We start from the raw sequence: 14,577 nt of genomic DNA, 5'->3' as shown, positions 1-14,577 counted from the left end.
ATATAGGTGCTTAAATTTATTAAAAAGATAAATCTGATTACTGAAGTTTTATCGGGTGTTCAACGCGACCACCGTAGTCATTGACGTTAATAAAACTCATATCTTGAAGGTTGCCATTCTTAAGCTGAACTGACGCTTCAGAAAAAGGCTTAATCATTAGGCCCTGAGGTAATAAATCAACTTTTTTATCACCTGCCTTTTGGTAAACAGAAGTCATTGTGATATGAAAAGGGGTAGGATTCTTTACCGTTAAGCTTTGACCAGATTTAATCCATTGAAGCTTATCTGATGCTAAATTCGCATCTTCTTTAATCGATGAAGGACGATAGAAGAATTTAATACGTGAACGAATTGCAAGTTGTAAGAAATTATCAGGCGTCGTATCTTCACTTTTTGAAGTAGGTCTTGGTGGAATATCTAAAATATTCAACCACAGAACTGTTTCTTGCTTCTGATTTAACTGAGAAGCATTTGGTAAAGCTGTAATACGAAGAGTCTGACTTTTCGTTGCTTCAACACGAGAAATAGGAGGAGCAATCATAAAAGGAACTTTTGATTGGTCCGGTGTACTTTTTGGGTCACCTTCGTCAATCCAAGCTTGGACAAGTGCTGGCTTTGAACCGTTATTGCTAACTTGTAGCGTAACTTCTCTAGCATCTGACGGGTAAATTACACGAGTGCCATGAATTACAATTTCTGCTTGAGTAGCAGGTGCAATAACTGCTGAAGCAAAAGCTAAACCTAACAAAAAATTATAACTGTTCAATTTCATTTTCGAGTTCTCAACCAAGAAAGATTCAGGAAAGCGTTACACAAAACAGGGTTTCCATGCGGACATAGAAACCCCGCTATCAATTAATTATTGATAGATAATTGTGTATTGAACAGAAGTAGTTACTTTACCAGCAGTAGAAGCGCCAGTTGCATAGTATTCAGCGTAGTAGTTAAGGTCAGCACCTGCGCCATCAGCTACGTCAACCCATTGAGAGTTAGCTTGAGCACCGTTTGCACCCGCAGCAAGTACTGGGATGAAGTTGTTGTTACTACCTAAAAGTTGAACGTTAACGTTTTTAGCACCAGTAGCGTCTTGGTTAAGTAAACGACCAGTATTAAAGTCAACAGTTGCGCCTGGTTCGAAGTAAGTAGCTACTTTACCTTGTGAACAGTTAGCTAAGTTGATTTGGAAAGGAGTACGACCAGCAACATCCCCAGCAACAGCTAAAGTTTGTTTAGAAACAGTTGGAAGAGTAACTGTGAAGTCTTTACCAGCAGGGGTAACGATGTCACAAGTTTTGTCTGTAACTAAACCATTAATTGTAATTGTACCATCAGCAGCTTGAGCATTAGCAATCCCTACAACCGAAAGAGCAGCGATCAAAGCAAGTTTTTTCATAGTGTTTTCTCAAAAGTCTGGATAAAAGTTTATTTCCTTACTTTTCCAGTGTTTGACATCTTGAAAATTAATGCGGCGATCTTAACACTTCTTAAACAAAATGCAAACTAGATCACATTATTTTTTCATAATTTTAATTAAATCACCTTTTGTATTTGAAGTTCAGGCCGACCATCAATGAGCTATATCATTGTTTATGAAAGTTTTTTTATTTTATGAAAAAGAGAAGCTATGAAGAGAAGAAAATTACATAAGAACACGATGTAAATAAAAAAGAATTAAACAAATTATGTGAAAAATAAGCTTAAATTCATAGAATACAATTATATAGAATAAATTATGCATATGTATACAGAAAAAATATACAAATAGTCATTTTTTATGAAAAAAGAGTGACTCATCAATCAATTCATCAAAACATGCGATCAATTCGACAAATCACTCTTTCATCAAACTTACTGCAAAAATAAGTTTGGATATTAATGGTAATTAATAAGCACGACTTTGTGGTTAGAACTTATGCTCTCAATGCTTGTGTCCATTTTCTCAGTATGTTGAGCTAATTTAAAAAGACTATCTTTATTTAAATATTCACTATCAAGTTTAATATTTAAATTATTTACCTCAACACATTCTATCTCGCTATGTTCTCTTGAACATGTATCTTCAACAATATTTCCTCTTATCATTATTGTGTTACTTGCATAACAAAATAGTGGGGAAGAGGAAAGCACCATCAAAACAAGAAGTTTAAATATATTATTTTTCATTTTATATACCTATTTATAAAATAGTTTATATATATTTGATACCTTATTTTTAATTTAAAAACAATCATTAAGCTTTAAATAATAAAAAATTATTAATTTATACGTGATATAAATCACATTAAATACTTTAAATAATGTAATAGTTATAATTTCTAAAAATTTATTAATAATAAAACCACCAAAACAATATTAAGTTATTGTTATTTGTAAAAATTTAGAAAATAATGATTAATAAAAAAACAGACTGCAAATTAAAACAGAATGATATACATTAAAATATTTAATAAAAATATAATTCATTTTTTGATTTATATTTCAAAATAATTACCGAGAAATAAAATATAGATTTTAATAAAAATGTGACTAAATATACATTATTCAACCAATCTGTAATTAGATTTGCTTTATATTGCGGATCTGAGCATATAAGACCTAATGAATTAGATTTAGCATAGACTTTAAAAATTTTAGGAAAATAGTCTAGCGAAATATAGTTTTAATTTCTAGGAACTCTAGGTAGAGAAAAAGCTCAATAAAAATCAAACAAGCGATTATTAGCCAAACCTAATCATAATTTCTATTTAATTAGATTTTATGAATCCTATTTATTATCCATCAATAGCAACGTCAGAAGATGCTAGTGCTGAATTTAATTAGAATAAAAATTCATTCCACATAGCTAAAACGTACCGCAATAGCTAGAAAGAAATAAGCACTACAAACAAATGAAGGATAGCTACCAAGCTATGGGACAATATTGAATTATACAACTGTTCGTATAATATATATTATGTTAAATAAAAGATTTGGAAACCTACCATATATAAGGCTTCGCTTCTCTATGTTGTTGCTTCACTACTAATTCTTAACTGTGATGAATACTTAGCTTGGTTAACTGTATGTGTTGTTCTAGCAAATTACTAAACGCCTAAGCTGGTTCTATTGGATGCTTATGTATTAAACCCTATTTCTAATCTTAACCAGAATAATTTTCTAGACAACTTCCTGTAAGTTGTCATTACACTTTTATATTTACCCTAGTGAGCTGAGCTACTTACAAGATGTATTTGCGACTACTGGCTGCTATACAGATTTCTTTTTCTAAATCTCCTTTTAAGCCTCAAAACTTTTAGCCTGTTAAAATTAAAAACTGAAACTCAAATTATTATGTATGAATATATTAAAAACCTCTTTACATGCTTAAAAAAAAGATATAGTACGTGTATACAGCTGTTCTTTAAATTTAGCTCAATGGTAGATCTCAATTCATAACAACATAGCCATACAATTAAAAAAATAAGATGCTAATCCCAAGCTCTCTTTTGACTTTTTCACTTAAAATTTTTATTGAAGTGTCATATCTAATCTAAGCAAGATTCATAAAATAATTTTTATAATTTAAATAATGGATAATTAAATATGGATCGTTTTAAAACTATTTTACTCATTGCAAGCACATGTTTAACAACAACTATTTATGCAAAACAACAAGTCGTTTGTGTGTATGACCCCATTGGTAAATCGGGAGATGCTTTCGCTTTAGCCAAAGACTATGCACTTGAAGCTAAAAACTGGGGAGCTGATCTATCTTTAAAAGCATATGTAGATGAACGCATTGCGGCTGAAGATTTAAAAGTCGGTAAGTGTGATGGCGCTATTATTAGCGGTTTACGTGGTCGTCAGTTTAATAAATATACAGGATCTTTAGATGCAGTTGGCGCATTAACAAATATGAAAACGGCAATTAATGCCTATAAACTGTTGTCTTCACCAATGGCCGCAAAAAACATGGTGGTCGGTTCTTATGAAATTGCAGGTTTAGGCACAATTGGCCCTGCATACTTATTTGTAAATGATAGAAGTATCAATACACTCGCTAAAGCTGCCGGTAAAAAAATTGGGGTATTTAAATATGATGAGGCGCAACCAAAGCTTGTCCAACATGTTGGAGGTCAGGCTGTATCGGTAGACGTCACCAATGCTGGTGCGAAGTTTAATAACCATGAAATTGATATTGTGCCCGCTCCTATTGTGGCATTTAAACCTTTTGAACTACACAAAGGTTTAGGTGAGAAAGGAGCAATTGTTCGTTTTCCTTTAACTCAAATTTCAGCAAACTTCATTATTCGTAAAGATCAGTTTCCAGCAGGTTTTGGGCAAAAGTCGCGAACTTGGGTAGCCAGCCAATTAAATAGAACCTTTGGCATTATTGCTAAATATGAAAGTGATATTCCTTCAAAATATTGGATGGATATTCCTAAAAATGAGCAATTAAACTATATGAAAATGATGCGCGAGGCACGTATACAGCTAACCAAGGCAGGTATTTACGACCCTAAAATGATGAATTTTTTGAAAAAAGTAAGATGTAAAGAAAACCCAAGTAATTTTGAATGTGCGTTAAATGATGAATAAACACTCAAAACATACGCACATCTCATTTTAAGAGGTTCTACCCTCAGTTATTCATTTCCTCACGGGCTTGTTGTGGCGTTTTACCCGACCACTCTTTATAAGCCCGTGTAAATGGACTGTGCTCGGCATAACCTAACAGTAAGGCTATTTCTACAATTTGTAGCCTTAGATCTTTTAAATACGATTTTGCCAATTCGTAACGAACAATATTTAATTCTTTACGAAAATTCGTACCTGCCTCGGTTAAACGGCGTTGCAAGGTTCTACGTGAATAATTTAATCGCTCTGCAAGCTGTTCAATAGTGGGTTCGCCTTGATGAAGTAAGTAAGCAATCTGTTTACGGACTTGGTCTGTAATTTCATCAATATGTGGCAGGCTTGCCAGTAACTTGTCAGCATGTTTTTCTAGTATGGCAACTAAGACGGCGTCGGAGTTTTTAAGCGGCAGACTTAAGACTTCCTTATCAAAACGCATAAGTGCCACGGGTTGCTCAAAAAGTACAGGACAGCCGAAATATTCTTCATAAGGCTTAACATTTTCAGGCTGTTCATGAATAAAATGTATTTCTTTTAGTTTTACTTTTCCTCTAATGAGACTACGGCAAAACTGAACTATAACGGTACGGCCAGTTTCATCCGATAAAGGGCCGACTTGCTCACCTTTTGTATCCCATGAAAGTTCTACATATTCAGTATAAATACGAACAGTGGCAGGATAAACGTCATAGACAAGCCGCTGATATCGTTCAAACCTTTCTAAAACTGCCCCCAGATTTTCGCAGGCAAGAAATACTGACCCTAAAACACCTAGATGCTGAGCTGTAATGGTTTGACCTACATGTAAACCAATGAAAGGGTCATTTAAATAATCTTTGGCAATAATGAGAAGACTTTCCCAATGATCGATATCTACGCCTTCTAAATGATTTGAATCTGCTTTAGGCCATGGTTCACCCAGTACCTTTTCTGGGTCATGTCCTAGTTTTTCCAGATATTCAAATAATAACTGGACATAGATTTCAGAAATCCTTCTTCTATACAACGGCTTATTCAATCCATTCATTCCGTATAGTTCTAATTTGGCGCTAAATATCAACTAGTGTACTTAAAGCTTTTAAGCAAAAGCAAATGACTAAACACACCTGCTCAATCCAAATTTTGGCGCAAAGTGTCAAGCAATATGGCAGCTTTCATCAAGCCCAATCTCATTATTTTTCAGAAGATAGTGTTATAGCCAATATTGAGAAAAATACGATGGGTAAAAGTCTAAATAATGTGCCCCAAGCACCACTTGATGTTCAGTTTGATTCAAATGGCATGAAATGCAGTGCCTATTTATATCGTCCAGCGACCGAGGCCACTACACCAATTATTGTGATGGCGCACGGTCTGGGTGGTACTCGTCGAATGCGTTTAACCGCTTTTGCAGAGCGCTTTGTGGCAGAAGGTTATGCTTGTTTAGTGTTTGATTATCGCTATTTTGGTGATAGCGAAGGACAACCTCGACAATTACTAGACATAAAAAGTCAGCTTGAAGACTGGAAAGCCGCTATTGCCTATGCACGTAGCCTAGAAAAAATTGACCCAAACCGCGTGGTTATATGGGGGACTTCTTTCGGTGGAGGCCATGTGCTGGCAACAGCTGCTGATGATAATCGGCTTGCTGCTGTTATATCACAATGCCCCTTCACTGATGGGTTCTCATCTAGCATGGCAATGAACCCAATAACGACCCTTAAGCTCACGGGACTCGCATTAAAAGACAAGATTGGATCAATGCTCGGCGCCAAGCCAGTCATGGTGCCTCTTGCAGCTCCAACAGGACATACAGCATTAATGAATGCACCTGATGCTTATTCAGGCTATCTCGCACTCATGCCTTCAGGATCAAATATTCCAAACTATGTCGCTGCACGTTTTGTACTCGACATCATACGCTATTACCCGGGCCGTAAGACATCACGTATTCAAGCCCCCGTGTTTTTTTGTGTCTGCGATACCGACTCTGTTGCACCCTCAAAAACAACATTGCGTCATGCGAGCCATACACCCAATCATGAAATTAAGCACTATGCCGATGGTCATTTTGAAATTTACGTTGGAGAAGCTTTTGAGCGTGTTGTTCGTGATCAGATTGACTTTCTTAAACGCATCGTTCCAGTCAAGTAACAGTAAATTTAAAATATTTGGAGAAAGACCATGAAATATGACCTTAACAAAAAAGTTGTTTTAATTACAGGAGCCGCTGGAGGAATTGGTGCAGCAACAGCCCGTGAATTTTATGCATTAGGTGCAAACTTGGTACTCACCGATATGCAACAGGAAGCTGTAGATAAACTTGCATCTGAATTTGATGCGTCTCGGGTTTTACCATTAGCGCTAGACGTTACTGATGCAGTAGCCACAAAAGATGTAGTCCAGAAAACAATAAAACACTTTGGACACCTTGATATAGCTTTTGCCAATGCAGGTATCTCATGGCGTGATGGTGCTTCGACAATTGCTAGCTGTGATGAAGCTGAGTTCGATAAAATTGTTGAGGTTGATTTACTGGGTGTCTGGCGCATAGTCCGTGCTGCCTTACCAGAAGTGACCCGTAACAAAGGACAAATCCTCATAACCTCTTCTGTTTATTGCTTTGTCAATGGAATGGCAAACGCTCCATATGCGGCTTCAAAGGCGGCAGTAGAAATGCTCGGACGCTGTCTCCGTACAGAGATTGCATATACTGGTGCAACCGCTAGTGTTGTCTATCCAGGCTGGACAGCAACACCGATCGCTAATGTTGCCTTTGGGGGGAACCCAACTGTAACGAAGATGATTGAAGCAGCATTTCCAGCATGGTTACGCAAGCCTATTTCTCCGGAATATATGGCGCAAGCAATTGTAAAAGGTGTGCAGCGTCGCCAGCCACGCATTTTTGCTCCAGTGCGTTGGGTTCCGTTCTCGATATTACGCGGAATCTTTAGTGCAGGTAGTGATGCAATGGTTGTACACCATAAGAAATTACAGGGATTACTTCAACAACTTGAAAATGAATCTAAACCTATCCAGAAATAATCCATTTCCTTAAAACTCATTTATAAAAATGTCTGGAAATCTGATATGTCTAAGTACAAATTAAAAGATAAAGTTGTGGTCATCACAGGTTCAACAGGTGGTCTAGGACTTGCGATTGCTCAGGCATTACAAGCGAAAGGCGCAAAACTAGCACTACTAGATTTAGAGCTTAGCAAAGTCGAAAGTCAGGTAAAACAGCTAGGTGGGCAAAGCATTGCCGCAGGTTGGGTAGCCGATGTGCGCTCTTTAGAAAGCCTAGAAACAGCTATGGCAAATGCAGCTCAACACTTCGGTAAAATTGACGTGGTGATTGCAAATGCAGGCATAGCTACAACCGAAGCACTAGAACATATGGCCCCTGAAACCTTTGAGCGAACCATCGATATTAACCTTACAGGGGTATTTCGTACTTTTCGCGCAGCTATACCGTATGTAAAACAAACTCAGGGATATTTACTGGCTGTGTCCTCAATGGCAGCTTTCGTCCACTCCCCGTTAAATACTCACTATACTTCGAGTAAAGCAGGCGTCTGGGCTTTATGTGATAGCCTTCGTCTAGAATTAAAATATTCAAATATAGATGTTGGTAGCCTTCATCCGACCTTCTTTAAGACCCCAATGATGGACAGTATTCAAAATGACCCAGCAGGTAAAGCTGTGTGGAAAGGTAACTCGGGTATTTGGAAATATGTGTCTATTGAAGAAGTTGTTTCAGGCGTAGTTGAGAGCATAGAACAGCGTAAAGATATGACGGTTGTACCTAAAATAAATACCCCGATTGCTAAAGCACCAGCATTGTTTAGAAATGTGATTGAGTTTTTAGGTTTCAACCGTAAACAACTTAAACAGACCATGCTCTTGGCAGAGAAAAAAGCATAGTTCATTTTAGGTCTTTTCGTACACGGATGTTATTGGGATATCCGTGTTTATTTAATTAGCAGCAAAATTCTAATCATTGACTCAAACTATAAGTCTTATGCGCAGCTACTTTCTATTAAAATTTTCTTTTAACGCATCGATTAAGATATTTAATAAAGGTGCTTGCTCACGTCTGTGGGGATAATACAGATGATAAGGTTCATAGCTATGTCGCCAGTCCTTTAGCGTTTCTTCCAGTTCACCACTTTCAATATAAGGCTGAACCATGTCAATAGGTAAATAAGCGATTCCTACACCGCTCCTTACTGCTTGAAGCACTGGAGATAGGGTTGTAAAAACGATTTTAGCATTAACAGTAATTATTTGTGTTTTACCTTGTTTGGTAAATTGCCAACGATAGAGTTCACCATGTGTTGGTAATCTTAAATTAATACAGTGGTATTCCACTAAATCTTTTGGATGCTTTGGGTGACCATAACGAGCTAAAAACTCTTTGGTTGCAACAGTAAGCATTTGTATTGGCTCACTCACCTGTAAAGCGATCATATCTTTAGAAACCAAACCACCTCTTCTAAGTCCTGCATCAAAACGCCCTTCTACAATATCAACAAGACCATAATCAGATATGATCTCTACTGAAATTTTTGGAAATTGTTGTATGACTTTTTCAACTGCTGGCCATAAAACACTTTGTATTCCATATTCATCTGCACTAATACGTAATGTTCCTGCTGGATCATTTTTTAAAGCACTAATTTGATTTATGCCATTTTCTATTTCTTCTATTGCAGGTTGAAGCAAATTCAGTAGATATTCACCTGCTTCTGTCGGTGCGACACTCCTGGTAGTTCTTGATAATAGTTTTATGCCAATTCGGTCTTCTAAATTACGGAGTGTTTGGCTAATGGCTGACTGTGACGTTCTGAGTTTTGCGGCTGCACGGGTAAAGCTTCGCTCTTGAGCAACGACCATAAAAGTATGCAAATCATTTAAATTTTCTTTCATTATTTATAAGTATTCAATATAAGTGCTATCTGATTATAGTGGATTATCATAATAAATCACTAGGGTTATATTAATTTCATCGACCTAGTTCTTCTTTCGGAGAGAAGATGATGAAAACTGTAACTTTCAAAAATAAAAATATCGATGTTTCTGCAACTATTCGTTTTCCAAAAGATTTCGATGAAAACAAAACATATGCAGCAATTGTATGTGCGCATCCAATTAGTAGTTGTAAAGAGCAAACTGCAGGCGCAATCTATGGTGAAAAACTGACTGAAGCTGGTTTTATTACTTTAGCGTTTGATGCATCGTATCAAGGTGCTAGCGGTGGCGAACCTCGCTTTATTGAAGACCCTGCAACACGTGTAGAAGATTTCCGCTGTGCAGCCGACTATTTAACAACGCTTAGTTATGTTGATGAAAACCGTATTGGTGTATTAGGTGTATGTGGTGGCGGTGGTTATGCTGTCAATGCAGCTATGACTGAACGCCGTTTTAAAGCAGTCGCAACTGTTGTAGCAGCAAACTATGGCCGTTTAATGCGTGAAGGTGACCAAACGCCTGAAGCAGCTATTAAAACTTTAGAAGCAATTGCTGCGCAGCGAACAGCCGAAGCGCGTGGTGCGGAACCATTTATTACCCAGTACATTCCAAACTCACAACAAGAGCGTGAGCAAGCTGGAATCAATGATATTGATATCAAAGAAGCGATTGATTACTACAAAACCCCGCGCGGTCAGGCAGAAGGTTCACCAAATAAACTTCGCTTTTCAAGTTTAGCGGCTGCTGTTGGGTTTGATGCATTTCATTTGGCAGAACACTTACTCACTCAACCCTTGCAAATTGTGATTGGTGATATAGCGGGTGGATTCGGTTCTTATCGCGATGGTTATGAGCTATATAGCAAAGCGGCTTCTAAAGATAAGAACCTTTTTGTGGTTAAAGGTGCGAGCCATTATGACTTATATGATCAACCTGAACCTGTTGCTCACGCTTTAGAAAGAATTATTCCGTTCTTTCAAAAGTATCTTTAAACAAAATATTGGAAAGTTTCTCAATCGGGGAACTTTCCAAACCTTGTCATGAGTATTCAATTTCGCAAAAACAATTAATAAACTTATATATTGATTTTAAATTTCAATAGTTAGAGAATCACGCATACTTATAAATAACTACAATAGAGTTCTATATACTTCTTAAGAAGAAAAAGAATATAGTCCTTTCCTACATTCTTCCTTTGATTTTAGTTATTGGCTTCTTTGCCTTTTTCCGTGTATTTATTCTTCCTTATATTTATATCAAGCAAACAAAGCGATAACTTTTAGTCAGCAAAGCCTTATATCTTTATAAGGCTTTTTAAATTGACTCTAGTTTAGTAAAACAATAAATAAAGAACTTACTGAGGTAATTCCCTTTTTTTCATAGCAATATGAAGAAGAGCTGTCATAAAGGCCGCTAAGAAAAGGATACAACCCATAATCATAAATCCACTTGTGAAGGAACCCGTTGCTGTTTTTAAATAACCCATTAAATATGGACCAACAAATCCACCAAAGGCGCCAATCGAATTGATTAAAGCAATACCACCTGCAGCTGCCTCTCCCGATAAAAATTTACCCGGTAGTGAATAGAAAATTGTTTTTGCTGAAATTGTACCAACTAAAGCAAAAGTGATTCCTATCAACGCAGGAATTAAGCCAGATAAGTTTAAGGCAATAATCAGTGCGATCCCAGCTAACACTAGTGCAATAACAAGATTACGAATAGGTTTACCTGTTCGATCTACATGTTTAGCCCAAATTAATAAACCAACTGTTGAGAAGAAATAAGGAATTGCGGCAACCCAACCAATTAAACTTAATTCAACGCCTTGGGCCTTTAACATCTGTGGTAGCCAAATCCCAATTCCATAAGTTCCTAACGTGAAGCTAAAAGTAATTGATCCTAATATCCAAACTCTAACGTCTTTCAATGCATCTTTGAAATGATGGTTACCTGCTGCTTTTTTCTTTTCATTTGCTAATGCATCAGTTAAAGCATTACGCTCTTCATTAGTTAGCCAATGCGCATCTTTAGGATTATTTTTCAATACTTTATACGTGATAATACCCAAAATACACGCAGGTAATCCTTCAATTAAGAACATCCATTGCCACCCCTCTAAACCCATATGACCATGTAAACCTAGGAGCCATATTGATAAAGGGCCACCCACTAAAAATGAAATGGGAGTAGCAATAGTAAATAAAGCCAGAATATGGGTTCTATATTGTGTTGGAAACCAGATAGTTAAAAAGAAAATAACACCAGGGAAAAAACCAGCTTCCGCTATACCTAATAAGAAACGAATAAAGTAAAAACTATATGGGCCGATCACAAATGCTGTGGCAGCGGCAGCAATTCCCCATGTAATCATGATTCGGGCCATCCAGACTCGGGCACCAAACTTATACATTGCTAGGTTACTTGGAACTTCACATAAACAGTAACCTACAAACATGATTCCCGCTCCTAACCCAAATTGGGCTGCGGTTAAACCAAGCGAGTCTGTCATTTGTAATGCAGCATATCCAACACTCGTGCGATCTAAATAATTAAAAAAATATGCCAAAGCGAGTAATGGAATGAAACGCCAAGTTGCCTTTTTGATTGCACTATCACATGCTGCTTGTTGCAGATTGAAAGCATTATTTGAAGAGTTCATATATGCAGTCCTTGCATAAAACACGAATAAAAAAACTAATGCTTAAAAGCATTAGTTAGATTTAATAATTTGCGAATCAGTAAGCTCTTTAATTTTTGCTTGGTCATAACCTAAAGAAGTAAGAACCTCTATAGTATCTTCACCAACTTCCGGCACGTTTTCACGTACACCAAAGCGTTGACCATCCATCGTAAATGGTAATAAAGGAACCTTTACTTGCTTACCATTTTCTAGAACTACTTTCCCCATACCTCCTGACTCATTTAAGTGAATATCTTCAAATAAATCTTCTGGTCGTTGGATCGGAGAAAAAGGTAAACCAGCTTGTTCACATAGCTCCATTACTTTTGTTTTGTCTAATTGGCTAAGCGTCTCACGAATAATGGGATGGATTTGCTCACGTGCTTTTACACGTTGGTTATTTTGAGCGAAATCTGGATTATTTTTTAGGGCTTCTAAGCCGAAAGCATCACAGAAAGCGAGCCACTGCGAGTCCGTAACTACACCAATAAAGACTTGTTCATTATTTTTAGTGTTGAAAACATCATATACTGCCCAAGCTGAAACACGATTTGGCATTGGAGCTACAGGCTTATCTGTAACTGCTCTTTGCATCATGTGCTGTGCAACCAAAAATGCAGAGTTTTCGAATAAACCAGTTTCGACAAGTTGACCTTGGCCAGTTAATTGACGTTGGTATAAAGCTGCAACAATTGAGTAAGCGCAGAACATTCCGCCCATCACATCATTAACAGATGCTCCAGCACGTAATGGACGTCCCACAGGACCAGTCATATACGCAAGCCCAGTCATCATTTGTACGACTTCATCTAAGGCTGTCCGATGTTCATAAGGACCCGGTAAAAAACCTTTCATTGAACCATAAATAATATCGGGCTTAATTGATTTAACCCCTTCATAATCAAGTCCTAGTTTTTTCATCGCTCCGGGTCTAAAGTTTTCAATCACAACATCCGCAGTTTTGATTAAGTCCTTAACAAGTGACATTCCTTTTTCACTTTTAATATCAACTGACAAACTTTTTTTATTGCGATTATAAGTCATCCAATAACCAGCACCCGACCCCATAAGTCTGCGAGTGTTGTCACCTTGAGGCAATGGTTCAATCTTGATAACTTCAGCACCTAAATCTGCGAGAAGTAAACCACATGCAGGTCCCATAACCATATGTACGAATTCTAGAACTCGGATTCCAGCCAGTGGGAGTTTTTTTTCATCTTTCATGTTATTGGTCCTTTGCATATTTAAAATTTTTACCTACGCCTGCATCTGGAATAAATCCGTAGAGTGGCTCTCCTGGTATCCCTTGCTTTAACCATTCGCGAGCTTCAACAAGTCGATCGATATCAATACCAGTACGTAATCCCATGCTTTCTAACAGGTAAACTAAATCTTCAGTGACAATATTGCCTGATGCACCGGGAGCATATGGACAACCACCAATTCCGCCTTGCGAAGCATCAAATGTAGTCACACCCACTTCAATTGCGGCTAAAACATTCGCTAGACCTTGCCCACGCGTATTATGGAAATGTGCACTACCTGCTAAATTTCCGACTTCCTGTTTTAATTTTTTAAATAGACTGCGGACTTGGACAGGATTTGCATATCCAACCGTATCTGCTAGGCCAATCTCATCTACACCTAATTGGGCCATTCGTTGAGCCATCGTTAGGACTTCATTTTCCGTAACTACACCTTGAATCGTGCAGCCAAAAACTGTTGATAGACCTGCTTCTATTAATATTTCTGGATATTTTTCATTTCTCAGCTGAACAATTGAATTCACTTCTTCATAAACTTCAGCATGAGTTTTACGAATATTTGATAGTGAATGAGGTTCACTCACTGAAACAGGAATCGTAATTTTTTGAACTCCTGCTTGAAATGCATTTTCGGCACCTTTTAGGTTTGGGACTAAAGCGGTCACGAATACGTCTTTTAAAGTCAAAGTATGTTTAACCAGCTCTCCACAATCCGCCATTTGTGGCAGCAATTTTGGAGATACAAAAGATCCAACTTCTATTTCAGTTAATCCCGCTTGAGCTAAAGCTGAAATCCATTTTTTCTTCATATCGGTTGGCATGGTTTGTTTAATACTTTGCAAACCATCGCGAGGTCCAACCTCACTCACCAATATATCGATGTCCTTTGAATGGCTCATAAGCTGACATTTCCTATTGCACAAGAATATTTTTCACGTATAACGCCAGTAGCGTTCTATCCAATAGAACACAGTTCTATTTTTAATGCAAATTAAAATTTTTATAGCTCAACCACAAAATTCGAAAAATTTAAAAATACTTGACAGGACTAAAAATAAGCTAAAA

General features: G+C 37.2%; 12 protein-coding genes and 2 pseudogenes. 6 read left to right on the top strand and 8 right to left on the bottom strand.

Annotation, left to right across the window (positions count from 1 at the left end; translation table 11 throughout):
- Positions 1–37: 37 nt before the first annotated feature.
- The 3 genes from J655_RS05835 to J655_RS0104165 all read right to left on the bottom strand — a co-directional run bounded on the left by J655_RS05835 (position 38) and on the right by J655_RS0104165 (position 2,163).
- Positions 38–772 (bottom strand): molecular chaperone, encoded by a 735-nt coding sequence (locus tag J655_RS05835; RefSeq protein ID WP_002113601.1) that lies wholly within the window; start codon positions 770–772, stop codon positions 38–40.
- Positions 773–859: 87 nt separating this feature from the next.
- Positions 860–1,393 (bottom strand): fimbrial protein, encoded by a 534-nt coding sequence (locus tag J655_RS05830; RefSeq protein ID WP_002113678.1) that lies wholly within the window; start codon positions 1,391–1,393, stop codon positions 860–862.
- Positions 1,394–1,872: 479 nt separating this feature from the next.
- Positions 1,873–2,163, bottom strand: a complete 291-nt coding sequence (locus tag J655_RS0104165) for a hypothetical protein (protein ID WP_005069200.1) — start codon at positions 2,161–2,163, stop codon at positions 1,873–1,875.
- 1,419 nt (positions 2,164–3,582) lie between these two features.
- On the opposite strand from J655_RS0104165, the gene adeT1 reads away from it, so the two are divergent.
- On the top strand, positions 3,583–4,578 hold the full coding sequence (gene adeT1, locus J655_RS05825) for a putative multidrug efflux protein AdeT1 (protein ID WP_032006198.1): 996 nt from the start codon (positions 3,583–3,585) through the stop codon (positions 4,576–4,578).
- Positions 4,579–4,621: 43 nt separating this feature from the next.
- Here the strand turns inward: adeT1 and J655_RS05820 are convergent, their stop codons facing one another.
- Entirely contained in the window at positions 4,622–5,641 is a 1,020-nt protein-coding gene (locus J655_RS05820; RefSeq protein ID WP_032006199.1) for an AraC family transcriptional regulator, read from the bottom strand.
- A gap of 191 nt (positions 5,642–5,832) precedes the next feature.
- Here J655_RS05820 and J655_RS05815 point away from each other — a divergent pair, with 191 nt between their 5' ends.
- The 3 genes and pseudogenes from J655_RS05815 to J655_RS05805 all read left to right on the top strand — a co-directional run bounded on the left by J655_RS05815 (position 5,833) and on the right by J655_RS05805 (position 8,527).
- On the top strand, positions 5,833–6,747 hold the full coding sequence (locus J655_RS05815; RefSeq protein ID WP_032052122.1) for an alpha/beta hydrolase: 915 nt from the start codon (positions 5,833–5,835) through the stop codon (positions 6,745–6,747).
- Positions 6,748–6,777: 30 nt separating this feature from the next.
- On the top strand, positions 6,778–7,638 hold the full coding sequence (locus tag J655_RS05810) for an SDR family NAD(P)-dependent oxidoreductase (protein WP_032006201.1): 861 nt from the start codon (positions 6,778–6,780) through the stop codon (positions 7,636–7,638).
- 45 nt (positions 7,639–7,683) lie between these two features.
- A pseudogene (locus J655_RS05805) lies at positions 7,684–8,527 on the top strand (SDR family NAD(P)-dependent oxidoreductase).
- A 95-nt stretch (positions 8,528–8,622) separates the two neighbouring features.
- Here J655_RS05805 and J655_RS05800 read toward each other — a convergent pair.
- Positions 8,623–9,522 (bottom strand): LysR family transcriptional regulator, encoded by a 900-nt coding sequence (locus J655_RS05800; protein WP_032052120.1) that lies wholly within the window; start codon positions 9,520–9,522, stop codon positions 8,623–8,625.
- A 110-nt stretch (positions 9,523–9,632) separates the two neighbouring features.
- Between J655_RS05800 and J655_RS05795 the strand changes: the two genes are divergently transcribed.
- On the top strand, positions 9,633–10,556 hold the full coding sequence (locus J655_RS05795; protein ID WP_171073761.1) for an alpha/beta hydrolase: 924 nt from the start codon (positions 9,633–9,635) through the stop codon (positions 10,554–10,556).
- Between the two features lie 155 nt (positions 10,557–10,711).
- Positions 10,712–10,834 (top strand): annotated as a pseudogene (locus tag J655_RS25690) (alpha/beta hydrolase); the annotation flags it as partial.
- An 84-nt stretch (positions 10,835–10,918) separates the two neighbouring features.
- Here J655_RS25690 and J655_RS05790 read toward each other — a convergent pair.
- The 3 genes from J655_RS05790 to J655_RS05780 are packed head-to-tail and all read right to left on the bottom strand — an operon-like array spanning position 10,919 to position 14,411.
- Positions 10,919–12,226, bottom strand: coding sequence for an MFS transporter (locus tag J655_RS05790; RefSeq protein WP_081311988.1), 1,308 nt, complete (start codon positions 12,224–12,226; stop codon positions 10,919–10,921).
- A 51-nt stretch (positions 12,227–12,277) separates the two neighbouring features.
- A complete protein-coding gene (locus J655_RS05785) occupies positions 12,278–13,471 on the bottom strand; it encodes a CaiB/BaiF CoA transferase family protein (RefSeq protein ID WP_171073760.1) in 1,194 nt (397 codons plus the stop codon).
- Between the two features lies 1 nt (position 13,472).
- The gene (locus J655_RS05780; RefSeq protein ID WP_032052116.1) at positions 13,473–14,411 is read right to left on the bottom strand and encodes a hydroxymethylglutaryl-CoA lyase; all 939 of its coding nucleotides are present in this window, start codon (positions 14,409–14,411) and stop codon (positions 13,473–13,475) included.
- Positions 14,412–14,577 lie beyond the last annotated feature (166 nt).

Origin of the sequence: Acinetobacter sp. 1294243, assembly GCF_000588015.1 — a bacterium.
In the GTDB taxonomy this organism is placed as follows: Bacteria; Pseudomonadota; Gammaproteobacteria; order Pseudomonadales; family Moraxellaceae; genus Acinetobacter; species Acinetobacter pittii.
This window is presented reverse-complemented; position numbering and strand designations above follow the sequence as displayed.